This window comes from Streptomyces sp. NBC_01689 (assembly GCF_036250675.1).
In the GTDB taxonomy this organism is placed as follows: Bacteria; Actinomycetota; Actinomycetes; order Streptomycetales; family Streptomycetaceae; genus Streptomyces.
Genome location: NZ_CP109592.1, coordinates 5130714 through 5157032 on the forward strand (window position 1 = coordinate 5130714; position 26319 = coordinate 5157032).

General features: G+C 72.4%; 21 protein-coding genes and 1 tRNA gene. 10 read left to right on the plus strand and 12 right to left on the minus strand.

All coding sequences use genetic code 11. From position 1 onward, the window contains the following. Positions 1-6: 6 nt before the first annotated feature. The 4 genes from cydB to OG776_RS21810 all read left to right on the plus strand — a co-directional run bounded on the left by cydB (position 7) and on the right by OG776_RS21810 (position 7450). A complete protein-coding gene (cydB, locus tag OG776_RS21795; RefSeq protein ID WP_148009245.1) occupies positions 7-1014 on the plus strand; it encodes a cytochrome d ubiquinol oxidase subunit II in 1008 nt (335 codons plus the stop codon). Between the two features lie 60 nt (positions 1015-1074). Further along, positions 1075-4653, plus strand: a complete 3579-nt coding sequence (gene cydD, locus OG776_RS21800; protein WP_148009244.1) for a thiol reductant ABC exporter subunit CydD — start codon at positions 1075-1077, stop codon at positions 4651-4653. Between the two features lie 26 nt (positions 4654-4679). Beyond that, positions 4680-6377, plus strand: a complete 1698-nt coding sequence (locus OG776_RS21805) for a sensor histidine kinase (RefSeq protein WP_148009243.1) — start codon at positions 4680-4682, stop codon at positions 6375-6377. A gap of 80 nt (positions 6378-6457) precedes the next feature. Next, positions 6458-7450 carry a M23 family metallopeptidase gene (locus tag OG776_RS21810; RefSeq protein ID WP_329322319.1) on the plus strand — a complete coding sequence of 331 codons (993 nt, stop codon included), beginning with the start codon at positions 6458-6460 and terminating at the stop codon, positions 7448-7450. Positions 7451-7653: 203 nt separating this feature from the next. Here OG776_RS21810 and OG776_RS21815 read toward each other — a convergent pair whose 3' ends face one another. From OG776_RS21815 to OG776_RS21845, 7 genes are all read right to left on the minus strand, one after another. Continuing rightward, a complete protein-coding gene (locus OG776_RS21815) occupies positions 7654-8589 on the minus strand; it encodes an HAD hydrolase family protein (protein WP_329322321.1) in 936 nt (311 codons plus the stop codon). Between the two features lie 84 nt (positions 8590-8673). Then, positions 8674-9576, minus strand: coding sequence for an LLM class flavin-dependent oxidoreductase (locus tag OG776_RS21820; protein WP_148009240.1), 903 nt, complete (start codon positions 9574-9576; stop codon positions 8674-8676). Between the two features lie 69 nt (positions 9577-9645). Then, positions 9646-10194 carry an RNA 2'-phosphotransferase gene (locus OG776_RS21825; RefSeq protein WP_148009239.1) on the minus strand — a complete coding sequence of 183 codons (549 nt, stop codon included), beginning with the start codon at positions 10192-10194 and terminating at the stop codon, positions 9646-9648. A 146-nt stretch (positions 10195-10340) separates the two neighbouring features. Next, entirely contained in the window at positions 10341-11285 is a 945-nt protein-coding gene (locus OG776_RS21830) for a MerR family transcriptional regulator (RefSeq protein WP_148009238.1), read from the minus strand. A 30-nt stretch (positions 11286-11315) separates the two neighbouring features. Next, positions 11316-11759: a hypothetical protein gene (locus tag OG776_RS21835; RefSeq protein ID WP_329322324.1), complete on the minus strand. Its 444-nt coding sequence runs from the start codon at positions 11757-11759 to the stop codon at positions 11316-11318. Continuing rightward, positions 11756-13516 (minus strand): SDR family oxidoreductase, encoded by a 1761-nt coding sequence (locus tag OG776_RS21840; protein ID WP_148009236.1) that lies wholly within the window; start codon positions 13514-13516, stop codon positions 11756-11758. The genes OG776_RS21835 and OG776_RS21840 overlap by 4 nt, the downstream gene beginning before the upstream one ends. After that, positions 13513-14355, minus strand: coding sequence for a M24 family metallopeptidase (locus OG776_RS21845; RefSeq protein ID WP_148009235.1), 843 nt, complete (start codon positions 14353-14355; stop codon positions 13513-13515). Before OG776_RS21845 ends, OG776_RS21840 begins: the two co-directional genes overlap by 4 nt. Before the next feature lie 268 nt (positions 14356-14623). Here OG776_RS21845 and OG776_RS21850 point away from each other — a divergent pair, with 268 nt between their 5' ends. The 6 genes from OG776_RS21850 to OG776_RS21875 all read left to right on the plus strand — a co-directional run bounded on the left by OG776_RS21850 (position 14624) and on the right by OG776_RS21875 (position 18918). Further along, complete coding sequence (locus tag OG776_RS21850; protein ID WP_148009494.1) at positions 14624-15598, plus strand: ABC transporter ATP-binding protein; 975 nt, start codon at positions 14624-14626, stop codon at positions 15596-15598. After that, positions 15588-16493, plus strand: coding sequence for an ABC transporter permease subunit (locus OG776_RS21855; protein ID WP_148009234.1), 906 nt, complete (start codon positions 15588-15590; stop codon positions 16491-16493). Before OG776_RS21850 ends, OG776_RS21855 begins: the two co-directional genes overlap by 11 nt. After that, positions 16490-17401, plus strand: coding sequence for an ABC transporter ATP-binding protein (locus tag OG776_RS21860; protein ID WP_148009233.1), 912 nt, complete (start codon positions 16490-16492; stop codon positions 17399-17401). Before OG776_RS21855 ends, OG776_RS21860 begins: the two co-directional genes overlap by 4 nt. Before the next feature lie 11 nt (positions 17402-17412). Then, entirely contained in the window at positions 17413-18132 is a 720-nt protein-coding gene (locus OG776_RS21865; RefSeq protein ID WP_148009232.1) for an ABC transporter permease, read from the plus strand. A gap of 102 nt (positions 18133-18234) precedes the next feature. After that, complete coding sequence (locus tag OG776_RS21870) at positions 18235-18528, plus strand: SGM_3592 family protein (RefSeq protein ID WP_329322329.1); 294 nt, start codon at positions 18235-18237, stop codon at positions 18526-18528. Positions 18529-18831: 303 nt separating this feature from the next. Beyond that, positions 18832-18918: transfer RNA gene (locus tag OG776_RS21875), tRNA-Ser, on the plus strand. 275 nt (positions 18919-19193) lie between these two features. Here the strand turns inward: OG776_RS21875 and OG776_RS21880 are convergent. The 5 genes from OG776_RS21880 to OG776_RS21900 form a co-directional block, all read right to left on the minus strand. Next, positions 19194-20039 (minus strand): HAD family hydrolase, encoded by an 846-nt coding sequence (locus OG776_RS21880; RefSeq protein ID WP_148009230.1) that lies wholly within the window; start codon positions 20037-20039, stop codon positions 19194-19196. Continuing rightward, a complete protein-coding gene (serS, locus tag OG776_RS21885) occupies positions 20036-21313 on the minus strand; it encodes a serine--tRNA ligase (RefSeq protein ID WP_148009229.1) in 1278 nt (425 codons plus the stop codon). Before serS ends, OG776_RS21880 begins: the two co-directional genes overlap by 4 nt. Before the next feature lie 572 nt (positions 21314-21885). Then, positions 21886-22818, minus strand: a complete 933-nt coding sequence (gene pheA, locus OG776_RS21890; protein WP_148009228.1) for a prephenate dehydratase — start codon at positions 22816-22818, stop codon at positions 21886-21888. A gap of 66 nt (positions 22819-22884) precedes the next feature. Next, entirely contained in the window at positions 22885-24198 is a 1314-nt protein-coding gene (gene efeB, locus OG776_RS21895) for an iron uptake transporter deferrochelatase/peroxidase subunit (RefSeq protein ID WP_148009227.1), read from the minus strand. An 8-nt stretch (positions 24199-24206) separates the two neighbouring features. Further along, positions 24207-26315, minus strand: coding sequence for a copper resistance CopC/CopD family protein (locus OG776_RS21900; RefSeq protein WP_443077373.1), 2109 nt, complete (start codon positions 26313-26315; stop codon positions 24207-24209). Between the last annotated feature and the right edge of the window lie 4 nt (positions 26316-26319).

Here is a 26319-nt window from a genome sequence, read left to right on the forward strand (position 1 = left end):
TGAGTCATGGAACTGCACGACGTCTGGTTCGTCCTCATCGCGGTCCTGTGGACCGGGTACTTCTTCCTGGAGGGCTTCGACTTCGGGGTCGGTGTGCTCACGGGACTGCTTGCCCGCGACCGTGCCGAGAAGCGCGTCCTCATCAACACCATCGGCCCGGTCTGGGACGGCAACGAGGTGTGGCTGCTCTCCGCGGGCGGGGCGACCTTCGCCGCCTTCCCGGAGTGGTACGCCACGCTCTTCTCCGGCTTCTACCTGCCGCTGCTGCTCATCCTGGTCTGCCTGATCGTGCGCGGTGTCGCCTTCGAGTACCGCGCCAAGCGGCCCGAGGAGAAGTGGCAGCGCAACTGGGAGACGGCGATCTTCTGGACCTCCCTGATCCCCGCCTTCCTGTGGGGGGTGGCCTTCGGCAACATCGTGCACGGAGTGAAGATCGACAAGAGCTTCGAGTACGTGGGCAGCCTCGGAGACCTGCTCAACCCGTACGCGATTCTCGGTGGTCTGGTCACCCTGACCCTGTTCACCTTCCACGGGACCGTGTTCGTCGGGCTCAAGACCGTGGGGGGCATCCGGGAGCGGGCCCGCGGGCTCTCGCTCCGCGTGGGTCTGGTCACCGCGGTGCTGGCCCTCGTCTTCCTGACCTGGACCCAGGCGGACAACGGGGACGGGAAGTCGCTGGCCGCGATGATCGTGGCCGTGGTCGCTCTGGTCGTCGCCGTGGTGGCGGCGCGCGCGGGACGCGAGGGGTGGGCGTTCGCCCTGTCGGGGCTGACCATCGTGGCCGCCGTCGCGATGCTCTTCCTGACGCTCTTCCCGAACGTCATGCCGTCCTCGCTCGACGAGGACTGGAGCCTGACGGTCACGAACGCCTCGTCGAGCCCCTACACCCTCAAGATCATGACCTGGTGCGCCGGGATCGCCACGCCGATCGTCCTGCTCTACCAGGGCTGGACCTACTGGGTGTTCCGCAAGCGGATCGGTACGCACCACATCGCCGCGGACATCGCGCACTGAATCCGACGTAAGGGCATGTTTCACGTGAAACATGCCGGATGAGCCAGGGGTGTGTTTCACGTGAAACCGATCGATCCGCGTCTGCTGCGGTACGCCCGTGCCACCCGCGCCTTCCTGCTGACGGTCGTGGGGCTGGGTGCGGTCGGAGCGCTGCTGGTCATCGCCCAGGCCATGCTCATCGCGGAGGTGGTGGTCGGTGCCTTCCAGCACGGTCACTCGGCTCCGGAGCTTCGTACCCCCCTGCTTCTGCTGGTCGCGGTCGCCGGGGGGCGGGCTTTCGTGGCATGGCTCACCGAACTCGCCGCGCACCGGGCGAGCGCGGCCGTCAAGTCGGAACTGCGGGGACGGTTGCTGGAGCGGGCCGCAGCGCTCGGACCCGGGTGGCTGGGCGGACAGCGCACCGGGTCGCTGGTCGCCCTCGCCACACGGGGCGTGGACGCGCTCGACGCCTACTTCTCGCGCTACCTCCCGCAGTTGGGTCTCGCGATCGTGGTGCCCGTGGCGGTGCTCGCGCGGATCGTCACCGAGGACTGGGTGTCGGCGGCGATCATCGTTGTCACCCTTCCGCTCATCCCCCTGTTCATGGCCCTGATCGGCTGGGTCACACGATCCCGGATGGACCGTCAGTGGCGCCTGCTGTCACGGCTCTCGGGGCACTTCCTGGACGTGGTCGCCGGACTGCCGACCCTCAAGGTCTTCGGCAGGGCCAAGGCCCAGGCCGAGTCGATCCGGCGGATCACCGGCGCGTACCGCCAGGCGACCCTGCGGACCCTGCAGATCGCCTTCCTGTCCTCCCTCGCGCTGGAACTGCTCGCCACGATCTCGGTCGCCCTGGTCGCCGTGACCATCGGAATGCGCCTGGTCCACGGCGACATGGATCTGTACGTGGGGATCGTCATCCTCGTCCTGGCTCCCGAGGCCTATCTGCCGCTGCGCCAGGTGGGGGCGCAGTACCACGCCGCCGCGGAGGGGGTCGCCGCGGCCGAGGAGATCTTCTCGGTCCTGGAGACCCCGTTGCCGGCAGGTGGTTCGCGCCCCGTGCCGGCCGGCCGGATCACCTTCGACGCGGTGACGGTCCACTACCCCGGACGCTCCGCGGAAGCGGTCTCCGGTGTCTCCTTCACGGTCGCACCGGGTGAGACGGTGGCTCTCGTCGGACCCAGCGGTGTGGGCAAGTCGACCCTCCTGGACGTCCTGCTGGGGTTCGTGGAACCCACCGCGGGCCGCGTGTGCGTGGGAGGGACCGATCTCATCGACGGCGACCTCGCGGAGTGGCGCTCACGTGTGGCCTGGGTGCCGCAGCGGCCGCACCTCTTCGCGGGCTCGATCGCGGAGAACGTACGACTGGCGCGGCCCGACGCCGACGACACGGCGGTACGGCGGGCGCTCGCCGACGCGGGCGCGCTGGAGTTCGTGGACGCGCTGCCCGGCGGCGCCGGCACGGTGCTCGGCGAGGACGGCGGCGGCCTCTCCGCCGGACAGCGCCAACGCCTCGCCCTGGCCCGGGCGTTCCTGGCGGACCGGCCGGTGCTGCTCCTCGACGAGCCGACCGCCTCGCTCGACGGCACGACGGAGGCGGAGGTCGTGGCGGCGGTGCGCAGGCTCGCCGTCGGACGGACGGTCCTGCTGGTCGTGCACCGGCCCGCGCTGCTGGAAGTGGCGGACCGCGTGGTGCGACTGGAGCCCGGTGCGCCCGGCGCGGTGTCCCGGTCCGAGCACGACGAGCCCGCGCGGGACGGGGCGCCGTCCCGCCCGGCCGAACCGGAAGAAGCGTCCACGGCCGGCGCGGAGGAGTCCTCCGGGGTCTCCCGGGGGCGCGGCGACGTCCTCGCCCGGGTCCGTGCCACGGCCGGTCCCCGCAGCGGGCGTTTCGTACTCGCGCTCCTGCTCGCGAGCCTCGCGCTCGCCAGCGCCGTCGGTCTGACGGCGACCTCGGGATGGCTCATCTCGCGGGCGTCCCAGCACCCGCCGGTCATGTATCTGATGCTGGCGGTGACGGCCACGCGGGCGTTCGGGATCGGCCGCGCCGTCTTCCGTTACGCCGAGCGGCTCGTGTCGCACGACGCGGTGCTGCGGATGCTGGCCGACACCCGCGTAGCCGTCTACCGGCGTCTGGAGCGTCTCGCGCCGGCGGGGCTGCGTAGAACCCGACGCGGGGATCTGCTCTCGCGGCTCGTCGCGGACGTGGACGCGCTGCAGGACTACTGGCTGCGGTGGCTGCTGCCCGCCGGAGCGGCGGCCCTGGTGTCCGCCGCCTCCGTGGGCTTCACCGCCTGGCTGCTGCCCGAGGCCGGTGCCGCCCTCGCGGGCGGGCTGCTGGTGGCCGGGGCCGGGGTGCCGCTCGTGACCGGGGCCGTCGCGCGCCGCGCACAGCGGCGGCTGGCCCCCGCCCGCGGAGTCCTGGCGACCCGCGTCACCGATCTCCTCACGGGCACGGCCGAGTTGACGGTCGCGGGCGCGCTGGCCGCCCGTACCGCCGAGGCGCGCCGGGCCGACACCGTGCTGACCCGTATCGCCGCGCGGTCCGCCACCGCGAGCGCCCTCGGTGACGGGCTCACTGCCCTGGCGACCGGCCTCACCGTCACCGCGACCGCACTGCTCGGGGCCCAGGCGGTGGCGAGCGGACGACTGACGGGCGTCGCGATGGCCGTGGTCGTCCTCACCCCGCTGGCCGCCTTCGAGGCCGTTTCGGGACTGCCGCTCGCCGTCCAGCACCGCCAGCGGGCGCGCGAGAGCGCGGGACGCGTGTACGAGATCCTGGACGCTCCCGACCCCGTGCGCGAACCGGAGCGGCCGAGGCCCGCGCCTCCGTCGCCCTTCCCGCTGCGGGTGCGCGGGCTCACGGCCCGTCACCCCGGCCAGGACCGGGACGCGCTGAGCGGGCTCGACCTGACTCTCGAACGGGGCCGCAGGATCGCCGTCGTGGGCCCCTCCGGCTCCGGCAAGACCACGCTGGCCCAGGTGCTGCTGCGTTTCCTGGACGCGGACGCGGGGACGTACACACTGGCCGGCACCGACGCGGACGCCCTGGACGGGGACGACGTACGCCGTCTGGTCGGACTCTGCGCCCAGGACGCGCATCTCTTCGACAGCAGTGTGCGGGAGAACCTGCTGCTGGCCAGGAAGAACGCCACGGAGGGTGAGCTGCGCGACGCGCTCGCCCGCGCCCGGCTCCTGGAGTGGACGGACGGGCTGCCCGACGGCCTCGACACCCTGATCGGTGAGCACGGGGCACGGCTGTCCGGCGGTCAGCGCCGACGGCTGGGGCTCGCCCGGGCACTGCTGGCCAACTTCCCCGTCCTCGTCCTGGACGAGCCGGCGGAACACCTCGACCTGCCGACGGCCGACGCGCTCACCGCGGACCTGCTGGCCGCGACCGAGGGCCGTACGACCCTGCTGATCACCCACCGCCTGGCCGGTCTGGAAGCGGTGGACGAGGTGATCGTGCTGGCCGGGGGCCGGGTGGCGCAGCGGGGCGGGTACGCCGAGCTGTCCGCGGCGGAGGGACCGCTGCGGGAGATGCTGGAGCGGGAGGCGGCGGGGGATCTGCTCGCCGGAGCGGCGGTCGGTGGGGACGGGAGTGTTCCCGGGCCCCGGCGCACGCGTGACGCCGTCGGCGCCGTGTCCGACTTTCGGTAGCGGAAGCCACTCATTACGCTCGAGGCATGCCAGCGGCTCCCGAGGCCTCCGCCTCGCCCGGCCCGGACGGCGGCCAGGACCTGCCACGTCTCCTCGACGCGATGCGGGCGATCGGCGCGGAGCTGGAGCTGCACGCGACGCTGGACCGGGTCTGCGAGACCGCGGCGGCGCTGACGGACGCGCGCTATGCGGCGATCGGGGTCGTCGAGGAGGACGGCGAGGGTCTCGCGGAGTTCGCGTACCACGGGATCGACGAGGAGACCGCGCGGCGGATCGGACGGCTGCCCGACGGCCACCGGGGACTGCTCGGGGCGCTCATCCACGATCCGGGGACGGTACGGCTCACGCACCTGGACGAGGACGGGCGCTCGTGCGGGTTCCCCGAGCACCATCCGCCGATGCGCAGCTTCCTCGGGGTTCCGATCCGCGTGCAGGGCGAGATCTTCGGGAACCTCTACCTGGCGGAGAAGCGCGACGGCCGCCCGTTCGGGGACAACGACCTCGGCATGGTCCGGGTGCTGGCCGCGGAGGCGGGCATCGCGATCGGCAACGCCCGGCTGTACGAGGCGGCCCAGCAGCGCGAGCGCTGGATCGACGGCTCGGTGGCCGTCACCACGGCACTGCTCGCGGGCGGCGACGCCGAGGACGCGCTCCAGGTCGTCGCGGAACAGGCGCGGCGGCTCTCCCGCGCGGCGGCCGGGATCGTCCTGCTCCCCGCCGACGAGGGGGGCCTGGAGATCACCGCGGTCGCGAAGGACCGGCCGTCCCAGGCGCTCGGCGTCGTCATCCCTGCGGAGAGCGAGCTGGTCGCCGAACTCCTGCGCGGCCAGGCCGTGTTCCTCGACGACGCGGCCACCGATCCGCGCATCCTCACCACTTTCGGCCGTGCCTACGGCCCGATGATGATGCTCCCGCTGCAGGGCGAGAGCCGGCTCCTGGGCGCGCTCGTCACCCCCAGGGAACGCGGCGCCCGCCCGTTCACCGCCTCCGAACACGCCCTGGGCGCGCACTTCGCCTCGCAGGCCGCGCTGGCCCTGATGATGGCCGAGGCACAGCGCGCCCGGGAGCGGCTCGCGGTCTACGAGGACCGCGACCGGATCGCCCGCGACCTGCACGATCTGGTCATCCAGCGGCTGTTCGCGACCGGGATGATGCTGGAGAGCGCCCAGCGGTCCTCGGGTGTGCCCGAGGTGCGGGAGGGCGTCGGCAAGGCGGTCGACGAGCTGGACGTCACCATCCAGGAGATCCGTACCGCCATCTTCGCGCTCCGGCAGGGTCCCGCCGAGGCGCCTTCGGGGCTGCGGACCCGGGTGCTGCGGGAGATCAACATGGCCGCCGTGCCGCTCGGTTTCCAGCCCGTCCACCACTTCGTCGGACCCGTCGACACGGCCGTCGACGAACTGACCGGCAAGAACCTCATCGCGGCCCTGCGTGAGGCGCTCTCCAACGCCTTCCGGCATTCCGGGGCCTCCCGCATCGAGGTCGTCGTCGACGCGACGGCCACGCTGCGGGACGGGCGGGCCGGGGTACGGCTGAGTGTCGCGGACGACGGTGTCGGCATCCCCGACCGCGGCAGGCGCAGCGGTCTGACGAATCTCCGGCGCAGGGCCGAGGCACTGGGCGGCGAGAGCTGGTACGGGCCGGGAACCGGTGCGGACGGCGGCGGTACGACGGTGGTGTGGCAGGCGCCGTCGGGGCCACGGGCGGGTGTGCCGCGGCGCTGAGGGCCGTTCGGGGGTGCGCGTCCCCCGGGCGTACGACGTGAACAGGACGGCCGGTGCCGGACCGGCACACGATGGCCGGTATGGGATCGACTCGCCGCCGCCCCTTGCTCGTACCGGCACTGCTGTGTGTCCTCGTCTTCTTCGTGGCCCGGCCCTCGACGGCCGGTGGTGAGGCCCGGGGCGGACCGGGGGGTGACTCGGGTGCCGGGGCCAGGGTGATGCGGCTGTACGAGGACGTGTCCGCGGTGGAGCGGCAGTACGAGGAAGGGCGGCGTCAGGCCGTCGCGTTGCGGGCCGAGGCGGACCGGGCCGCGCGGACCCGCGCCCACGCGGGGCAGGGCCGCGTGGCGGCGGGCGGGGGGCCGGCGGGTGCGGCACGACCCACGCGCGGTCGGCGGGAGGTGTCGCGGACGGAGCCCGGCGACGGCACCGAGGCGCCCGCGAGCGCCCGGGGCGACTCGGGGCTCGCCGCCGAGGAGGCCCGGGCCCGGTCGCGGTGGCGGGCGGCGGAGCGGCGGAACGCCGTTCTCGCCGGGGCGTGGCGGACCGTTCTGGCGAGGCTGGAGGAGGCGCGGTCGGCGCTCGAGGCGGAGGCGGAGGCGTCCGTGGCGGCGGGTTCCTGCCGGGGTGCCGTCCGGCTCGGCCGGCCGGCGGCGGGCCACCGGGCGGGATGGGTGGCGCCGGTGGGGACGTACCGGGTCTCCGCGGGTTTCGGCGCGGGCGGTGGGCACTGGGCGCACCGCCACACGGGTCAGGACTTCGCGGTACCCGTCGGCACGCCGGTGCGGGCGGTCGGGGCGGGCCGGGTGGTGCGCGTGTCGTGCGGCGGCGCCTTCGGGATCGCGGTCGAGGTGGAGCACCCGGACGGCGACCGCACGCGGTACGCGCATCTCGCGGACGTCACCGTCGAGCGGGGGCGGCGGGTCGCGGCCGGGGAGTGGATCGGGCAGTCGGGCACGACCGGCAACTCGACCGGCCCGCATCTGCACTTCGAGGTGCGGACCGGAGCCCGGCCGGGGTCCGCGGTCGATCCCGTGCCGTGGCTGGCCCGGCACGGGATCGCGGTCCGGTAGACGTGAGGCACGCCGTGCGGCTTCGGGGAGCGCTGGCGCGACGCGGTCGGCCGGTTCGTGACACCCGCGCGTCCGTCTTTCCGCGGCGGTGCGGGGACGAGGGCCCGGCGGGCGTGAGGCCCGCCGCGCGGCTTCCCGGAGCGTCGCGGGCTCGTCTCGCGCCGGTTCGTGACGCCTGCTCGAATCGTTTCTGCCGACCGGTGCTACAGCCGGTCGGCGATGATCCGCTCGATGACGACCGCCACGCCGTCCTCGTTGTTGGCGACCGTACGGCCGGAGGCCGCGGCGATCACGTCGGGGTGGGCGTTGCCCATCGCGTACGACCTGCCCGCCCAGGTGAGCATCTCGACGTCGTTCGGCATGTCCCCGAAGGCGACGACCTCCTCCGGCGCGATCCCGCGTTCGGCGCAGCACAGCGCGAGGGTGCTGGCCTTGGAGACGCCGGGGCCGCTGATCTCCAGCAGCGCGCTGGGGCTGGAGCGGGTGACGGTGGCCCGGTCGACGACGGCGCCGCGCGCCACGGTGAGGAAGGCGTCGGGGTCCAGCTCGTGATGGAAGGCGAGGATCTTGAGCACCGGTTCGCCGGCGCCGGGGGCATCCGGGGCCAGCAGCTTCTCGGCGGGCCCGAGGGCGTCCGGCAGTTCGAGGTGCATCTTGGGGTACGCGGGCTCCTGGTAGAAGCCGTAGGTCTGTTCCACGGCGAACACCGTGCCCGGGGCGGCGTCCCGCACCAGCCGTACGGCGTCGAGCGCGTTCTCCCGCGCGAGTTCCCGCACCTTGACGAACCGGTGGGCACCGGGGCCGCCGTGCAGGTCGACCACCGCGGCGCCGTTGCCGCAGATCGCGAGGCCGTGGCCGTGCACATGGTCGCTGACGACGTCCATCCAGCGCGCGGGGCGGCCGGTGACGAAGAACACCTCGATGCCGGCCTCCTCGGCGGCGGCGAGGGCGGCGACCGTGCGCTCGGACACCGACTTGTCGTCGCGCAGCAGGGTGCCGTCGAGGTCGGTGGCGATCAGGCGGGGCGGCACGATGGGGGTACCTCCTTGGTCGAGCGCGGGCGGGACCGTGCGGGAGGCACGGGGCGCCGGTGGCTCGGGCTGTCGGGTCGCTGGGGTCACCGCGCCATTCTGGCGCATATGCCCGCACGACCGTGCGGGGGTCCGCACAGGTGAGTGATTACTGTTCCCGCCGGTGCGGTCACACCCCGCGGCCGCGGACCCTCAGCGCAGCTGCGCCGGGGCCTCCATGGCGATGCGTTCGAAGACCTTCTCGTCGGCCGCGAAGTCCGAGTCGGGAATGGGCCAGTGGATCACGATCTCGGTGAAGCCCAGCTCCGCGTGGCGGCCCGCGAAGTCGACGAAGGCGTCGAGGGACTCCAGCGGACGGCCGCGGTCGGGGGTGAAGCCGGTGAGCAGGATCTTGTCGAGTCCGGCCACGTCGCGGCCGATCGCCTCGCAGGCGTCCGCGAGCTTCCCGGCCTGTGCGCGAATGGCCTGAACCGACTGTTCGGGGGTCCCGGTCTCGTACAGCTTGGGGTCTCCCGTCGTCACCCAGGCCTGTCCGTGGCGGGCGGCGAGCGCGAGGCCGCGTGGACCGGTGGCGGCCACCGCGAAGGGCAGCCGGGGCCGCTGCACGCAGCCGGGGATGTTGCGGGCCTCGTGCGCCGAGTAGAAGGTGCCCTCGGACGTGACGGAGTCCTCGGTGAGGAGGCGGTCGAGCAGCGGGACGAACTCGGCGAGACGGTCGGCGCGCTCGCGCGGGGTCCAGGGCTCCTGGCCGAGCGCCGTGGCGTCGAAGCCGGTGCCGCCCGCGCCGATGCCGAGGGTGATCCGGCCGGCCGAGATGTCGTCGAGGGAGATCAGTTCCTTGGCGAGGGTGACGGGGTGCCGGAAGTTCGGCGAGGTCACGAGCGTGCCGAGCCGGAGGCGGTCGGTGGCGGCGGCCGCGGCGGTGAGCGTCGGCAGGGCTCCGAACCAGGGGCCGTCCCGGAAGGTCCGCCAGGAGAGGTGGTCGTAGGTGAACGCCGTGTGGAAGCCGAGCTCCTCCGCGCGCTGCCAGGCGGCCCGCCCGCCCTCGTGCCAGCGGAGGTGGGGCAGGATCACGGTGCTCAGGCGCAGACTCATCCATCGAGGGTAAGCCGAGCCGCGAGGTGGTGGCCGCCACCGGGTGATCACCCGACGGCCGGCCCGGGGTCAGTGCGGGCCGGGGAACCGCAGATACGCCGGGGGCACGGCCTCGGTGAGCCACACCCCGTTCGCGCTGACCCGGAAGACATGACCGTCGCGGTGCATGGCGGCGGCGTCCACGCCGAGCACGACGGGCCGCCCGCGGCGGGCGCCGACACGGGTGGCGGTCTCGCGGTCCGGCGACAGGTGGACGTCGTGCCGGTTCATGGGGCGCAGCCCCTCGGCGCGGATCGCGTCCAGGCTGCGCGCGACGGTCCCGTGGTACAGGTGCGCCGGCGGGGTCGCGGGGGGCAGCCCGAGATCGACCTCGACGGAGTGGCCCTGGCTGGCGCGGATGCGGGTGCCCTCCACGGCGAAGCGCCGTTTGTCGTTCGTGGCCACCACGTGGTCGAGCTCCTCGCGGGTGAACCGGAATCCGTGCGACGCGGCCGCGGCGATCAGCGTGTCGATCTCGACCCAGCCCCCCTCGCCGAGCGTGATTCCGATCCGCTCGGGCTGGTGCCGCAGATGCTTCGAGAGGTACTTCGACACCTTCACGGTGCGTCTTTCATCCATTCCTACCTTCATCTCTTCATTCATCGGACCAGGGTGGCCGACGAGACGCTGATCACGCATTTGATTTTGGTACGGAGGTTTGATCCACAGCCAAGTGTGGTTATCCACAGGCGAATTGAAGGTTCTGTGGACAACTGACAGACAGTTCAGGGCTTTTCGTCAATAACACCTTGTGTGAGGTGATTTGCGCTGAGCCGGTCCAAGGTGCGTGCCTGAACTTCGCGTTCGGCCGCGGCGGCGACGAACGCCGCCACCTGCTGCGCGCCAACCAGCCTCTCCACGGCTCGCGTTGTGTCCACCGGTATCTCCACGGAACGCGTCTCCTCGCGCCGCTCGCGGGACCACTCCGGGTCCAGGCGTTCCCGCAGCCCCCGGGTGGCGAACAGACGCATGGCCCGGGCCAGTTCGGCGTCCACCGTCTGCTGCGCGAGCGGCCGCAGCCGGCGGACCAGCGAAGCCGCCTCGGCCGCTTCGGCGTCGCTCGGCTGATGCCCACCGAGATAACGCGCGAAGACGTGCTCGGTCGTGAACTCCAGGAAACGCGAGGCGATGTGCTCGACCTTGGCCCTCAACTCCCGCAGATGGCCGGAGATCGCGGACAACGGAACGCCCGCCGCGTACAACTCGGCTGCCACGGCCAGTTCTTGGGGACTCGGGACGAGGAACGAGTCCGCGCTGCCGGGAACGGGCTCCAGCACACCCAGTTCGACGGCGTCCGCGACCGCCGCGTCGTCCGGACTCCCCCCGAAGCGCTCGGCCAGCTCGGCCCGGGAGATCCGTACCGCCCGCTCGTCGGTCCACGGTCCGTCCACCTCCGCGACCAGCCCGAGGATGCCGCCGAGGCCCCGGCCCGTGTCCCACGCCTCCAGAAGCTCCTTGATGGAGGCCAGGGTGTAGCCGCGGTCCAGGAGATCGGCGATCTGGCGCAGCCGGACCAGATGCGCGTCCCCGTACACGTTGGCACGCCCCCGCCGCTCGGGGCGGGGGAGCAGTCCGCGGTCCTGATAGGCGCGGATCGTCCGGACCGTGGCGCCGCTGCGGTGCGCCAGGTCCTCGATGCGGTACACGGCACCGGCCGGCTCGTCGCTCACCGCTCCCCGCCTTCCCGGCCGTCCGGGCCGTCACTGGACCGCCGCGCGTCCGATCGCCCCCGCCCGAGCCGCGTGTGACCGCGCCGGACACGTGAAGGTTCCGCGCGGCGAACCCTCCCGCGAGGGATGGTACGACCGTCGCGGACGGCGGGGTACGGCCGCGCCGGGCTCCTTCCAGGCGGCCAACAGCCCGCTGCCCACAGCCCTGTTGGGGGCGCGCAGCGCGTACCGGACCCGTCCGGCGAGCCGCGGACCGTGACGCGGCGGGAGACGCACCGACAGCCGCAGCCGCAGCCGCAGCCGCTCCCGGTCCGACAGCCGCAGTCGCTCCCGCTCCAACTCCCGTTCCGGCAACGGCAGGCGCGGCACGTCGACGGCGTGGGTGGCGGTCGGCCCGTCCGGCGTCCGGTGCGGCGGGGTCCGCTCCCGGTCGAAGGAGATCCGGCGCGGGGTGATCGGGCGCTCCTCGCTCACAGCGGCGGGTCCATCCGCGCGACCGCGCGCAGCGCCCTCGGCGAGAACCGCGCCAGCAGACGCGCGCCCCGCGCCTCGGGGGTGACGGGGACGACCGCCTGGTTGCGGACCACCGCGCGCAGGATCGCGTCGGCGACCTTCTCCGGCGGGTAGTTGCGCAGCCCGTAGAGCCGCGCCGCCTTCTTCTGCCGGCGCTTCTCCTCGGTGGCGTCGACACCCGCGAAGTGCGCGGTGGAGGTGATGTTCGTGTTGACGAAACCCGGGCAGATCGCGGAGACCCCGATGCCCTGGCCGGCCAGCTCCGCGCGCAGGCACTCGCTGAGCATCAGGACGGCCGCCTTGGAGGTGCTGTAGGCGGGCAGCGACTTCGAGGGCTGGTACGCGGCGGCCGACGCGGTGTTGACGATGTGACCGCCCTGACCGCGCTCGGCCATCCGCCCGCCGAAGAGCCGGCAGCCGTGGATGACACCCCACAGGTTGGCGTCGAGGACCTTCCGCCAGTCCTCCGGGGTGGTGTCGAAGAAGGACCCCGACAGCCCGATCCCGGCGTTGTTCACCAGCACGTCGACCACGCCGTACTCGCCGTGGATCTTCTCGGCGAGCTTCTCCATGGCGTGCTCGTCCGAGACGTCGACCGTCTCGGCCCAGGCGTCCGGGGAGCCGATCAGCCGGGACATCTCCGCCGTGCGCGCGGCGCCCTCGGCGTCCCGGTCGACGGCCACCACGCGCGCGCCGGCCTCGGCGAACGCGAACGCGGTGGCCCGGCCGATGCCGCTGCCCGCGCCGGTGACCAGCACCAGCCGGCCGCCGAAGCGCTCCGCGTACTCACCGGTGGCCACCGTGTCGCGTACGGGTACACCGTCCTCGTTGGTGTGCACGAACTCCGTGATCCAGGCGGCCACCTGGTCGGGCCGGGTGCGCGGGATCCAGTGCTTGGCCGCGAGGGTGCGGCGCACCAGCTCCGGAGCCCAGCGCTCCAGTCCGTCGTAGAGCCGCTCGGAGAGGAACGCGTCCCCCAGCGGCGTGATGAGCTGCACCGGCACGTGCGCGTAGGCGTCCGGGCGGGGCCGGCTCAGCCGGGCCCGGACGTTGTCGCGGTAGAGCCAGGCGCCGTGCGCCGCGTCCGTCGGCAGCGACGGGGTGGGGTAGTCGCCCGGGGGCACCCGATCGACCCGCCGCAGGATCTCCGGCCACCGCCTGCCGAGCGGACCGCGCCAGGCGAGCTCGGGCAACGCCGGGGTGTGCAGCAGGTACACGTACCAGGACTTGGCGCCCTGGCCGAGGAGCTGGCCCACCCAGCGCGGGGTGGGGCGCCTGACCCGCTGCTTGATCCAGTGCCCGAAGTGGTCCAGGGACGGTCCCGACATCGAGGTGAAGGAGGCGATCCGGCCCTCCGTGCGCGCCACCGTGACGAACTCCCAGGACTGCACCGAACCCCAGTCGTGCCCCACCAGGTGCACCGGCCGGTCCGGGCTGACCGCGTCCACGACCGCCAGGAAGTCGTCCGTCAGCTTCTCCAGGGTGAACCCGCCCCGCAGCGGCCGCGGGGCCGTCGACCTGCCGTGCCCGCGGACGTCGTACAGCACGACGTGGAAGCGCTCGGCGAGGCGCGACGCGACCTCGGACCACACCTCCTTGGAGTCCGGATAGCCGTGCACGAGCACCACCGTGGGCTGTGCCGGATCGCCCAGTTCGGCGACGCACAGCTCGATTCCGCCCGTCCGCACCCGGCGCCCGCGCGCTCCGTCGAGACTCACTTCTCCTCCGCCCAGCGCCGCACGTGCGGCAGATCGTCGTCCAGCCAGAAGGCGCTCTGTTCCGGGTCCCGGGAGTCGGTGACGACCAGGATCTCCTCGAACTTCGCGCCCGTACCCCGGAATCCGAGGTGCGGTTCGACCGCCCACAGCCCCGGCCGGGGCGGATGGTCGGAGAACCGGTACGGAGACCACAGCGGCGACCAGCCGTCGCGGTGTCCGCGCAGTGCGTCACCCGCCAGCCCCTTCAGGGACTGCGTGCCGAATCCGAACAGGCGGGGCGACCAGGAGCGCTCCTTCACCCGGTCGACCTTGTGCGCGATCACCCCGAAGGGATACGCGCGGTGCCGGTTCGCGTACCCCTGGCGGACCATGAGCCGGTCCACGTCCGCGTAGATCTCGCGCAGCGGTCTGCGGGCGCGGACGCCCCGCAGGATCAGCCCGCGGTGCGCCTCCAGATCGGCGAGCAGCCTGTCCTGCACGGGGTTGAGGCCCAGCGAGCCGGAGTAACCGACATCCGCCGTGAAACCCCGGTGGACCGGGGCCAGGTCGAGGATGAACGGCATCCCCGGCTCCAGCCGCCGCCCGGTGGGGAAGAACTGCAGCGGGACGCGGAAGTTCACGAACGCCGTGCGGTCCCCGAACCAGGCGAAGGGCAGGTGGAACCAGTCCCGCACCCCGCGCTCGCGCAGCCAGTCGCGCTGCATCCGGGCCGCCTCGCGCTCGGTCACGCCCGGCCGCAGCTGCGCGGCGACCGCCTCGGCGCAGTCGTAGGCGAGACGCTGCACCTCCCGGAACCCCCGCAGCTCGGCCAGGACTCCGCCCGCCACTGCCGTCGTCATGCCACCGCCCCACCTTGTCCTCGTCGACTGCGGTACGTGTCCGTAACGTGACACCGGTGAATGTGACAGTAGTTAGAGGCTGCGTCAATAGGGCCGTCCTGGCCTGTGGACAACCGGCGCGAGGAGGACCCGGGGGCGGACGACCCCCCGCCCGCTGTTCGACCTCAGGGGGACCCCTACGGGCATGTACGACCCGAGAGGGACGCGGATACAGCTCCACGGGCTGACGACCGCTGTGGGGTACGCCACTACCTTCGACCACGTGACTGTGATCGCGACCGAAAGCCTGAGCAAGCGGTACCCACGGGTGACCGCTCTTGACCGGCTCTCCGTGGACGTCGGACCCGGTGTGACCGGACTCGTCGGAGCCAACGGAGCCGGCAAGTCCACACTGATCAAGATCCTGCTGGGTCTGTCCCCCGCCACCGAGGGCCGCGCACGGGTGCTCGGCCTCGACGTCGCCACCGAGGGCGGCGCCATCCGCGAGCGCGTCGGGTACATGCCGGAGCACGACTGCCTGCCCCCCGACGTCTCGGCCACCGAGTTCGTCGTGCACATGGCGCGCATGTCGGGGCTCCCGCCCGCCGCCGCCCGCGAGCGCACCGCGGACACCCTGCGCCACGTCGGCCTCTACGAGGAGCGCTACCGCCCCATCGGCGGCTACTCGACCGGCATGAAGCAGCGCGTCAAGCTCGCGCAGGCCCTCGTCCACGACCCCCAGCTCGTCTTCCTCGACGAACCGACCAACGGCCTCGACCCGGTCGGCCGCGACGAGATGCTCGGCCTCATCCGCCGCATCCACACCGACTTCGGGATCTCGGTCCTGGTCACCTCGCATCTGCTGGGCGAGTTGGAACGCACGTGTGACCACGTCGTCGTCGTGGACGGCGGCAAGCTGCTGCGCTCCAGCTCCACCACGGACTTCACCCAGAGCACGGCGACCCTCGCCATCGAGGTCACCGACACCGACGAGCACCCGGACGGCACCCGCGCGATGCGCGAGGAGCTCCGGGCGCGCGGGGTGGAGACGCACGACGGCAGCGGGCTGCCGGGCGCGGGACACGTCCTGCTGCTGACCGCTGAGGGCGAGGACACCTACGACCTCGTCCGGGACGTCGTCGCCGACCTCGGCCTCGGCCTGGTCCGCATGGAACAGCGCAGGCACCACATCGCCGAGGTCTTCAAGGACAGCGACACCCGGCGCGACGAAGAGCGGAAGGAGGCGGTCGGCCATGGCGGTTGAGCAGCCCCTCGCCCAGAACGGCGAGCAGACCCGGATCCACAACATCGGCTACCGCCACTACGACGGCCCCCGCCTGGGCCGCGCGTACGCGCGCCGCTCGCTGTACTCGCAGTCGCTGCGCGGCTCCTACGGACTCGGCCGCTCCGTCAAGTCCAAGGTGCTGCCGATGCTGCTCTTCGTGGTGATGTGCGTGCCCGCGCTCATCATGGTGGCGGTCGCGGTCGCCACCAAGGCGAAGGACCTGCCCGTCGACTACACCCGTTACGCGATCATCATGCAGGCCGTCATCGGCCTGTACGTCGCCTCCCAGGGACCGCAGTCCGTCTCGCGCGACCTGCGCTTCAAGACCGTACCGCTGTACTTCTCGCGCCCCATCGAGACCGCCGACTACGTACGTGCCAAGTACGCGGCGCTGGCCTCGGCGCTGTTCGTGCTCACCGCCGCGCCGCTGATCGTGCTCTACGTGGGCGCGCTGCTGGCGAAGCTCGACTTCTCCGACCAGTCGGAGGGCTTCGGACAGGGACTCGTCTCGGTGGCACTGCTGTCGCTGCTCCTCGCCGGCATCGGCCTGGTCATCTCGGCCGTCACCCCGCGCCGCGGCTTCGGCATCGCGGCCGTCATCGCGGCCCTGACCATCTCCTACGGGGCGGTCTCCACCGTCCAGGCGATCGCCTTCAACCAGTCCAGCCCGGGAGCGGTCCCGTGGCTCGGCCTCTTCTCGCCGATCACCCTCATCGACGGTGTGCAGACGGCCTTCCTCGGCGCCACCTCCGCCTTCCCCGGTGGTGAGGGCCCCTCGTCCGGCCAGGGCGTCGTCTATCTCGTCGTCGTCCTGGGCCTCGTCGCCGGCTGCTACGGCCTCCTGATGCGCCGCTACCGAAAGGTCGGGCTGTGACCACGCTCAACATCGACCACGTCTCCCGCTGGTTCGGCAACGTGGTGGCGGTCAACGACATCACGATGACGATCGGTCCCGGAGTCACCGGCCTGCTCGGCCCGAACGGCGCCGGGAAGTCCACCCTCATCAACATGATGGGCGGCTTCCTCGCCCCCTCCACGGGCACCGTCACCCTCGACGGCCGGCAGGTCTGGCGCAACGAGGAGATCTACAAGCACATCGGCATCGTCCCCGAGCGTGAGGCGATGTACGACTTCCTCACCGGCCGCGAGTTCGTCGTCGCCAACGCCGAACTGCACGGACTCGGTGCGAAGGCCGCCCAACGGGCCCTCGCCACCGTCGAGATGGAGTACGCGCAGGACCGCAGGATCTCGACGTACTCCAAGGGCATGCGGCAGCGCGTGAAGATGGCCTCCGCCCTCGTCCACGAACCGTCCCTGCTGCTGCTCGACGAGCCCTTCAACGGCATGGATCCCCGCCAGCGCATGCAGCTCATGGACCTGCTGCGCCGCATGGGCGACGAGGGCCGCACGGTGCTGTTCTCGTCGCACATCCTGGAGGAGGTCGAGCAGCTCGCCGCGCACATCGAGGTGATCGTCGCCGGCCGGCACGCGGCGAGCGGTGACTTCCGGCGCATCCGCCGGCTGATGACCGACCGCCCGCACCGCTACCTCGTCCGCTCCAGTGACGACCGGGCGCTGGCCGCCGCGCTGATCGCCGACCCGTCGACCTCGGGCATCGAAGTGGATCTCGCCGAGGGCGCGTTGCGCGTCCAGGCGGTCGACTTCGGGCGGTTCACCACCCTGCTGCCGCGCGTCGCACGCGAACACGGCATCCGACTGCTCACGGTCTCGCCCTCCGACGAGTCCCTCGAGTCCGTCTTCTCGTATCTCGTCGCGGCGTAGGAGGCCGAACCATGTACGACCCCACAGTCGCCCGACTCACCTACCGGGGCCTGCTCGGCCGCCGGCGGGCCCTCATCCTGTGCGTGCTGCCCGCCCTGCTCATCGTGATCTCCGTGGCCGTGCGCAGCTTCTCCGGCGCGGACGACCAGGTGGCCGCGGACCTGCTCGGCGGGTTCGCGCTCGCCACCATGGTCCCGATCATCGGCGTCATCGCGGGAACGGGCGCGATCGGACCCGAGATCGACGACGGCTCGGTGGTGTATCTGCTGGCCAAGCCGCTCAAGCGGCCGACGATCATCTTCACCAAACTGATCGTCGCGGTCGCCGTCACCATGGCCTTCTCGGCGGTGCCGACCTTCGTCGCCGGCATGATCCTGAACGGCAACGGCCAGCAGATCGCCGTCGCCTACACCGTGGCCGCGCTGGTCGCCTCGATCGCCTACGCGGCGCTGTTCCTGCTGCTGGGGACAGTGACCCGGCACGCGGTCGTCTTCGGTCTCGTCTACGCGCTGGTCTGGGAGGCCCTCTTCGGGTCACTGGTGTCCGGCGCGCGCACGCTCAGCGTGCAGCAGTGGGCGCTCGCGGTGGCCCACAAGGTCACCGGCGGGGACCTCGTCACCTCGGACGTGGGACTGACCACGGCGACGGTGCTGCTGGTCGCCGTCACCGTCCTCGCCACCTGGTACGCCGGACAGCGGCTGCGGTCGCTGACCCTGGCCGGCGAGGAGTGAGACGGGGCTCCACGCACGCGTGGAGCCCCGCTTCCTGACATCCACTTCACCTCTGTCCGCGCACACTGGACAAAAGGGGACGCGCGGCGAGGAGGAACGGGGATGGCGGAACCGCAGGGTGAGGGAGAGCGCGGCGAAGGAGCGGGGAGCGCGGGTCGGCGGGACGGGGGACAGCACGGCGAGGGGCAGCGGGGATCCGGGGACGGCTGGGACGACGTCGTGCTCGACGAGGACTTCATACGGTCCGCGGGGACGGCCGAGCCGTCCGCCCGCGCCCGTATGCTCGCCGCCCGCTGGCGTGAAGGGGGACCGGATCCCCAGCCCTGGCGCTCCGACGAGCCGCCCGCCGGGTGGTTCTTCAGCAAGGCCCGTCGCCGCAGGTGGCGCCGTAAGTGACCCTGGCGGCCGCGAGCCGTCCGCGCGCGGCCGTCGCGCCCTACTCGTCCGGCCGCCCGGTTAATTCGGTGGCGCCCAAAGCGGCGTACGGGCACAGTGGTGGTGTCCACGCCGCCGCAGCCGGCCGGCGCCGCACACCGGGAGAGGAGCGCGACGATGTTCATCAGGAGCAGTTCGTCGAGCTCCCGACAGGGCAGCCCGCGGCGGGTTCCGGAGTAACCACCTCTCCGTCGAACCCGCTCCGCACGGGGGGCTGCCCGGGGCGGCCGCTTCGAGCGCGCATTCCGCGCGGGCCGCCCACCCGGAGGATTGGCCGAGTGGAAAGGCACCGGCTTGCTAAGCCGTGGTCGGGGCGCGAGCCCCGCGCGCGTTCGATCCGCGCATCCTCCGCGAGACACCATGACCGCGACGCCATGACCGCGACGCCATGACCGCGACACCGTGACCGGACGGGCCCGATGGACGGCCCTGCCCCGACCCGTCCTGGGCGGGCCCCGACAGTCCCCGACCGCGACCAGCCGGTGTCCGGTCCGGCCGTGCTCGGTCCGGCGGTGGCCGGTCCCGCGGTGGCCTATCCCGCAGCGTTCTGTCCGGCGGTGGCCGATCCCGCGGTGTCCGTTCCCGCAGTGCTCGGTCCGGGCGCGGCGGGTTTCCGGGCGCGGGTCCTAGTCGTCCTGGCCGAGCAGCCGTTCCAGCACCACCGCGATGCCGTCCTCGTCGTTCGAGGACGTCACCTCGTCCGCGACCGCCTTGAGTTCCTCGTGGGCGCCCGCCATCGCCACCCCGCGCGCCGCCCAGGCGAACATCGGGATGTCGTTGGGCATGTCGCCGAAGGCGATCGTGTCCGCGGCCCGTACGCCGAGGCGCCGGGCGGCGAGGGACAGCCCGGTGGCCTTGGAGAGGCCGAGGGGGAGAAGCTCCACGATGCCCGCACCCGCCATCGTGACCCCGACCAGACCGCCGGCGACCTGCGCGGCCACCGCGGCGAGCGCGTCGTCGGAGAGCGTCGGGTGCTGGACGTACACCTTGTTCAGCGGCGCCGACCAGAGATCCGCGGCGTCCTTGATCGGCACGACCGGGAGCGGACCGTCATGCGTCCGGTAGCCGGGACCGACCAGCACCTCGCCGTCGAGCCCGTCACGGCTCGCCGCGAGCAGCAGCGGACCGACCTCCGCCTCGATCTTGGCGAGCGCCAGACCGGCCAGCTGCCGGTCCAGCGTCACCGAGGTGAGCAGCCGGTGCTCTCCCGCGTGATAGACCTGCCCGCCCTGGCCGCACACCGCGAGCCCCTCGTAGCCGAGGTCGTCGAGGATGTGCCGGGTCCAGGGCACCGCGCGCCCGGTGACGACGATGTGGGCCGCGCCCGCCGCGGTGGCCGCCGCGAGCGCGTCACGTGTCCGCGCCGAGACCGTGTCGTCGGAGCGCAGCAGCGTCCCGTCGAGGTCGGTCGCGACGAGCTTGTACGGGAACGCCCCGGCCGGGCCGGTCGATCCGGTGGTGCCGCTGCTCACTTGGAGATCGGCTCCAGGACCTCACGCCCGCCGAGGTAGGGGCGCAGCACCTCGGGCACCCGCACGGAGCCGTCGGACAGCTGGTGGTTCTCCAGGATCGCCACGATCGTGCGCGGTACGGCGCACAGGGTGCCGTTCAGCGTGGCGAGCGGCTGCACCTTCTTGCCGTCGCGCATGCGGACGGAGAGCCGGCGGGCCTGGAAGCCGTCGCAGTTCGAGGCCGAGGTCAGCTCGCGGTACTTGCCCTGGGTCGGGATCCACGCCTCGCAGTCGAACTTGCGGGAGGCGGAGGAGCCGAGGTCGCCCGAGGCCACGTCGATCACCTGGAAGGGCAGTTCGAGGCCGGTCAGCCACTGCTTCTCCCAGTCCAGGAGGCGCCGGTGCTCGTTCTCCGCGTCCTCGGGGGCCACGTACGAGAACATCTCGACCTTGTCGAACTGGTGGACGCGGAAGATGCCGCGGGTGTCCTTGCCGTAGGTGCCCGCCTCGCGGCGGAAGCACGGCGAGAATCCGGCGTAGCGCATGGGCAGTTGGTCCGCGTCGAGGATCTCGTCCATGTGGTACGCGGCGAGCGGGACCTCGGAGGTGCCGACCAGGTAGTAGTCGTCCTTCTCCAGGTGGTAGACGTTCTCCGCGGCCTGGCCGAGGAAGCCGGTGCCCTCCATGGCGCGCGGGCGGACCAGTGCCGGGGTCAGCATCGGGGTGAAGCCGGCCTCGGTGGCCTGCGCGATCGCCGCGTTGACGAGGGCGAGCTCCAGGAGGGCGCCGACGCCCGTCAGGTAGTAGAAGCGCGAGCCGGACACCTTGGCGCCCCGCTCCACGTCGATGGCGCCGAGCGCCTCGCCGAGCTCCAGGTGGTCCTTGGGCTCGAAGCCCTCGGCGCCGAAGTCACGGATCGTGCCGTGCGTCTCGAGGACGACGAAGTCCTCCTCGCCGCCGACCGGGACGTCCGGGTGGACCAGGTTGCCGAGCTGGAGGAGGAGCCGCTTGGTCTCCTCGTCCGTCTCGTGCTGCTCGGCGTCGGCGGCCTTGACGGCGGCGGCGAGTTCGCCGGCCTTCTTCAGCAGCTCGGCCTTCTCGTCGCCGGAGGCCTTGGGGATCAGCTTGCCGAGCGCCTTCTGCTCGGAACGGAGTTCGTCGAAGCGGACGCCGGACGACCTGCGCCGCTCGTCGGCGGAGAGGAGGGAGTCGACGAGTGCGACGTCCTCTCCACGGGCGCGCTGCGACGCACGCACACGGTCGGGGTCCTCACGGAGCAGGCGAAGGTCAATCACCCCACAAGGCTACCGGTGCGGGCTTCCGGCCATCGACCCGATATTCCACTCCGTCACGTGTGTCACGTTATGAGTCAAATGCCGGACCGAATCTCTTGATCATCCATTGCCGTCAATAAAGCGGACTCCCCTCCCTGAAACGGGGCAGACGGCGACGCGCCGGTTGACCGGACTCCCTTGCGGCGACCGGGATTTGGCGGGGGGTTGTCCACAGGCATCCACCCCTCGCAAAGTTATCCACAGGCTGTGTGGAAGATCTGTGGACTGTGGAGTTGATCGTTCGGAAAGCGGCATGCCGGACGGAGAATTCCCGGGTCAAACCACCTCTACACCCACGTTCGAGTGGAATTGCTTCGCCCCAAAGGATTGATCAAGGGAAATGGGTGGACGAGGGGTGACGTGAGGGTCTGTGGACGGAGTAGGGGTCTGTAGGCCGATTTGTCGACGATGTAGTGCTTCGTTGTCGACTTGTCCCCAGGTCGAGAAGCCCGCCTGTGGATAACATCTGTGGATGACGAAAATCTACAGGTAGGACCGGGAGGGCGCAGCCGCGCGGACGGCCCGCGGCGGGCCTAGAACCGGCCGTCCTGGCAGCGCGCCAGCCAGTCCGACGCGGCGGAGAACTCGTTGTCCGACGTGCCCGCCCGGGGAGCGCGCACGTCCTGGGGGTCGACCTCCGCACGCGGGTACGAACCGAGGAAGCGCACCTGCGGACAGACCCGCTTGAGTCCCATGAGCGCCTCGCCGACCCGGCGGTCCGAGACGTGCCCCTCGGCGTCGATGGCGAAGCAGTAGTTGCCGATGCCCTCCCCGGTCGGCCGGGACTGCAGCAGCATCAGGTTGACTCCGCGCACCGCGAACTCCTGGAGCAGTTCGAGGAGGGCGCCCGGATGGTCGTCCCGCTGCCAGATGACCACGGAGGTCTTGTCCGCCCCGGTCGGGGCCGCGGGCCGGGCGGGCCGTCCCACCAGGACGAAACGCGTCTGCGCGTTCTCGGCGTCGTGGATGCCGGTCTCCAGCGCCTCCAGTCCGTACCGGGCCGCCGCGAACTCGCCCGCGAACGCCGCGTCGTAACGGCCCTCCTGCACGAGCCGCGCCCCGTCCGCGTTCGAGGCCGCGGACTCCCACAGAGCGTTCGGCAGATGGTTCGCCAGCCAGTTGCGCACCTGCGGCTGAGCCGCGGGGTGCGCGGTCACCGTCTTGATCTCCGAGAGCCGGGTGCCGGGCCTGACCAGCAGCGCGAAGGTGATCGACAGCAGCACCTCGCGGTAGATCATCAGCGGCCTGCCGGCGACCAGCTCGTCGAGGGTGGTGGTGATGCCGCCCTCCACCGAGTTCTCGATCGGGACGAAGGCGGCCTCCGCCTCGCCGTCGCGCACTGCGTCCAGCGCGGCGGGGACCGACACCATCGGGACGAGCTCGCGGGTGGCGGCCTCCGGGAGGGTGCGCAGGGCGACTTCGGTGAAGGTGCCTTCAGGACCGAGATACGCGTAGCTGGCTGGCATGACCTCACCCTAATGGGCCCGGTGCGGCCCGGCTCGCGGCCGCGGGGACCGCGCTCGGAAGGGGCCTCAGCCCTCCAGCAGCCGCTGCCCGACGTACTCCCCCGGGGCCGCCCCGCCCGGCACCGCGAAGAGCCCGCTCGCCTCGTGGCGGATGAACGAGGAGAGGGCGTCGCCCCGGTCGAGTTTGCGCTGCACCGGGACGAACCCGCGCAGCGGATCGGCCTGCCAGCAGACGAACAGCAGGCCCGCGTCGGGCACGCCGTCCGGGCCGAACCCGTCGTGGAAGGAGAACGGGCGGCGCAGCAGGGCGGCGCCACCGTTCTGGTCGGGCCGGGTGATACGGGCGTGCGCGTTGAGCGGGACGACGAGATCGCCGGCCGCGTCGGTCTTGTCGAGGTCCATCGCGGTGGTCTCGGACCCTCCGGACAAGGGCGCTCCGGTCGCCTTCTTCCGGCCGATGACGTCCTCCTGGGCCGCGACAGAGAGCTTCTCCCAGTCGTCGAGGAGCATGCGGATCCGGCGTACGACGGCGTACGAGCCGGCGGCCATCCAGGCCGGGTCCCCCGCGGCGGGCACGAAGACACGCTGGTCGAAGTCGGGCTCCGAGGGCTTCGGATTGCGGGTCCCGTCGATCTGGCCCATCAGATTGCGGGCGGTCAGGGGGCGGGAGGTGGCTCCGGGTGAGCGGTTGAAGCCGTTCATCTGCCAGCGCACCCGGGCCGCGCCGCCCGCGTCCTTCTGGACCGCGCGCAGGGCGTGGAACGCGACCAGCGCGTCGTCCGCGCCGATCTGCACCCACAGGTCGCCGTCGCTGCGGGCCTTGTCGAGACGGTCCGAGGAGAAGTCGGGCAGCGGGTCGAGGGCGACGGGCCGCTGCTTCTCCAGGCCGGTGCGCGCGAAGAAGCTGTGGCCGAAGCCGAAGGTGACCGTCAGGGACGACGGACCGGCGTCACGGGCGACATCCGTGTCGTCGTGCGCCGCCGCCTCGCCCGCCATCAGCCTCCGGGCCGTCGTCGACCAGCGGCGCAGCAGCGCGGCGGCCTCCTTCCGGCTCGCCCCGGGGGCCAGGTCGAAGGCGACGAGATGGCCCCGGGCCTGGAGCGGGGTGGTGATGCCGGGCTGATGTTTCCCGTGAAACATCACCGTGTTCATGCCCAGCGAGGTCAAGGGTGTGGACCGGTCGGGCGCGGGTGCCACGGCGTATCCGGCGGCGCCGCCGGCCGCGCCCAGCGCGAGCCCGCCGGCACCGGCGGTGCCGAGCAGCCGGCGCCGGGAGAGGGCGGCTCTGCCTCCGGGGGGAGCGGATCGGGAGGGTTCCCCGGCGGTGTCCCGCCGAGCGGCGGTGCCCTGCTCGGCGGAGGCCCTGGACTGGTCAGCCATCGTGTGGTTCAGCCGATCTTCGCGTTCTTGGTCACGGTCGCCTGGTCGATGTCGGAGGTGCGCACGGTCACCGCGATCTTCCAGTCGCCCGCCATGGGGATCTGTACACCGATCGCCGACCAGTGGCCGGTGGCGATGCGGTCGGGGGCCACGGGCAGCGGGCCGATCTTCTTCGCCTCCAGGGTGAAGGCGACCTTGACCTCGGGGACGTCGAAGGCCTTGCCGTTCGGCCGCACCACGAACACGTGCATCTCGTCGGAGCCGACGCGCGCCGGGTCGAGGGTGACCTCCACGGTGCCCTTGCCGTCCTCGCCGCCGGTGTCGAAGGGGATCTTCAGCGAGAGCGGCCCGGACCGCTGGGAGGCGGCCGCGGTGGCCCCCTCGGCCTGCTCCTCGGTGCGCCCCGGTTCGGTGGAGGTGAGCACGGTCGTCACCGCCAGCAGGACGATCGCGACCCCCGTCTCGGCCAGCACCGAGCGGCGCAGACCCGTACGGACCGGGTCGGCGTCCCGGACACGCTTCTGCCGGGTGGTCGCCACGGCGGCGCGCTGCCGCGCCAGTTGGGCGGCGCGGCGCGCGTCCCCGGAGCCGGCGGCCACCGTGGCGGGCTCCTTCTCCGCGGCGGGCTCCTCCACCGGAGAGGCGACGTCGGCCGGAGCCTCGGACAGCTGGGCCGTCCAGCGGCGCGAGATCCAGGCGATGCCGACGAGCACCGCCACCAGGGCGACCTTGACGAGCAGCAGTTGTCCGTACGAGGTGCCGGTGAGCGCCGACCAGGACCCGACCTGGCGCCACGACTGGTAAATGCCGGTCGCGGCCAGCACGGTCACCCCGCCGAACGCGACGCGCGAGAAGCGGCGTACGGCCGCCGCCTCGATCTGGTCCCCGGCGGGCGCCCTGAACAGGGCCACGAGCAGTGTGGACAGCCCGCCCAGCCAGACGGCGACCGCCAGCAGGTGCAGGACGTCGACGGGCATCGCGAGGCCTGTCTGGATGCCGGTCGAGGCGTGCTCGGCCATCGCCCAGCTCGCGGCCAGGCCCGCCGCGACGACGGTGCCGCCGATCGCGAGCCCGAAGGTGAGGTCCCTCCGGTCCGTGGCCGCGAGGTCCTGCGTCTCCTCGTCCTCGGCACGACCAGCGGTGCCGGCACCCTCCGTGCCGGACCGGACTCCGGCGCCCGTGCCGTCGGCGCCGGACGCCCCGGCCGGGTCGCCCCCGTCGGCCGGGGCGCCCGTGGCATCCTCGCCGCCGGTCTCCCGGACGGGCTCCTCGTCCTCGTCCCGCCGTGCGTACGCGCCGAAGAGCACCGCGATGAACAGCGCGGCCGCGGCGATCAGCAGCAGCCGGGAGACGAGTGCCGCGCCCGACTTGGTCTGCAGCACCTGGGCGAGCAGCGACAGGTCGAAGATGTCGCCGATCTTGCCGGAGCCGACGTAGGAGCCGCGCAGGAGCAGCAGGGCGAGCGTGGCACCGGTCAGCGCGAGCCACCCGGAGACCACGAGCCGCTGGACGGCGCGGACCCCGGCACCCCGCTGCCAGCAGGCGAGGACGAAGGCCGCCCCGCCGACCAGGAGGATGAAACCGGCGTACGAGACGTAGCGCCCGATGTCGTAGAGCGTTCCGACGACTCCGCCGCCGGCCGCGGTGCCGGACAGCGCCACGGAGGTCTGCGAGGGAGCGCCGATGGAGAAGGTGAAGGCGCCCGACACGGGATGGCTGTCGGCCGAGACCACCTGGTAGGTGACGGTGAACGTGCCGTCGGGGAGCCCCGAGTGCAGCTTCACGCCGTAGGTGGTGCCGTCCGCCTCGAACGGCTTGCCGGTGTCGACCCGCTTGCCCTTGGGGTCGAGCACGCGTACGGCGCCGTCGGACATCGCCACCTTCTCGGAGAAGGTGAGCGAGACCTGGTCGGGTGCCTGGGTGACCACCGCTCCCTGCTGCGGGTTGCTCCCGGTCAGCGCGGCGTGCGCGGAGGCGGGGGCGGCGCCGGCGAGGACCGCGCCGGTGACGGCGAGGAACAGCAGCAGCAGTGTCCGTAGCCGCGGAACGGTGGCGACGCCCCGGACCGGCCCACGGACTGCGGCACGGCGGGGAACGGTGGTCGGTGTCACGGTGATCCCT

Excerpts from the sequence above, each read along its gene's own strand:
- cydB (WP_148009245.1), top strand. The coding sequence starts at position 7 with ATGGAACTGCACGACGTCTGGTTCGTCCTCATCGCGGTCCTGTGGACC.
- OG776_RS21805 (WP_148009243.1), top strand. The coding sequence starts at position 4,680 with ATGCCAGCGGCTCCCGAGGCCTCCGCCTCGCCCGGCCCGGACGGCGGC.
- OG776_RS21810 (WP_329322319.1), top strand. The coding sequence starts at position 6,458 with ATGGGATCGACTCGCCGCCGCCCCTTGCTCGTACCGGCACTGCTGTGT.
- OG776_RS21815 (WP_329322321.1), bottom strand. The coding sequence starts at position 8,589 with ATGCGCCAGAATGGCGCGGTGACCCCAGCGACCCGACAGCCCGAGCCA.
- OG776_RS21820 (WP_148009240.1), bottom strand. The coding sequence starts at position 9,576 with ATGAGTCTGCGCCTGAGCACCGTGATCCTGCCCCACCTCCGCTGGCAC.
- OG776_RS21825 (WP_148009239.1), bottom strand. The coding sequence starts at position 10,194 with ATGGATGAAAGACGCACCGTGAAGGTGTCGAAGTACCTCTCGAAGCAT.
- OG776_RS21845 (WP_148009235.1), bottom strand. The coding sequence starts at position 14,355 with ATGACGACGGCAGTGGCGGGCGGAGTCCTGGCCGAGCTGCGGGGGTTC.
- OG776_RS21855 (WP_148009234.1), top strand. The coding sequence starts at position 15,588 with ATGGCGGTTGAGCAGCCCCTCGCCCAGAACGGCGAGCAGACCCGGATC.
- OG776_RS21865 (WP_148009232.1), top strand. The coding sequence starts at position 17,413 with ATGTACGACCCCACAGTCGCCCGACTCACCTACCGGGGCCTGCTCGGC.
- OG776_RS21870 (WP_329322329.1), top strand. The coding sequence starts at position 18,235 with ATGGCGGAACCGCAGGGTGAGGGAGAGCGCGGCGAAGGAGCGGGGAGC.
- pheA (WP_148009228.1), bottom strand. The coding sequence starts at position 22,818 with ATGCCAGCCAGCTACGCGTATCTCGGTCCTGAAGGCACCTTCACCGAA.
- efeB (WP_148009227.1), bottom strand. The coding sequence starts at position 24,198 with ATGGCTGACCAGTCCAGGGCCTCCGCCGAGCAGGGCACCGCCGCTCGG.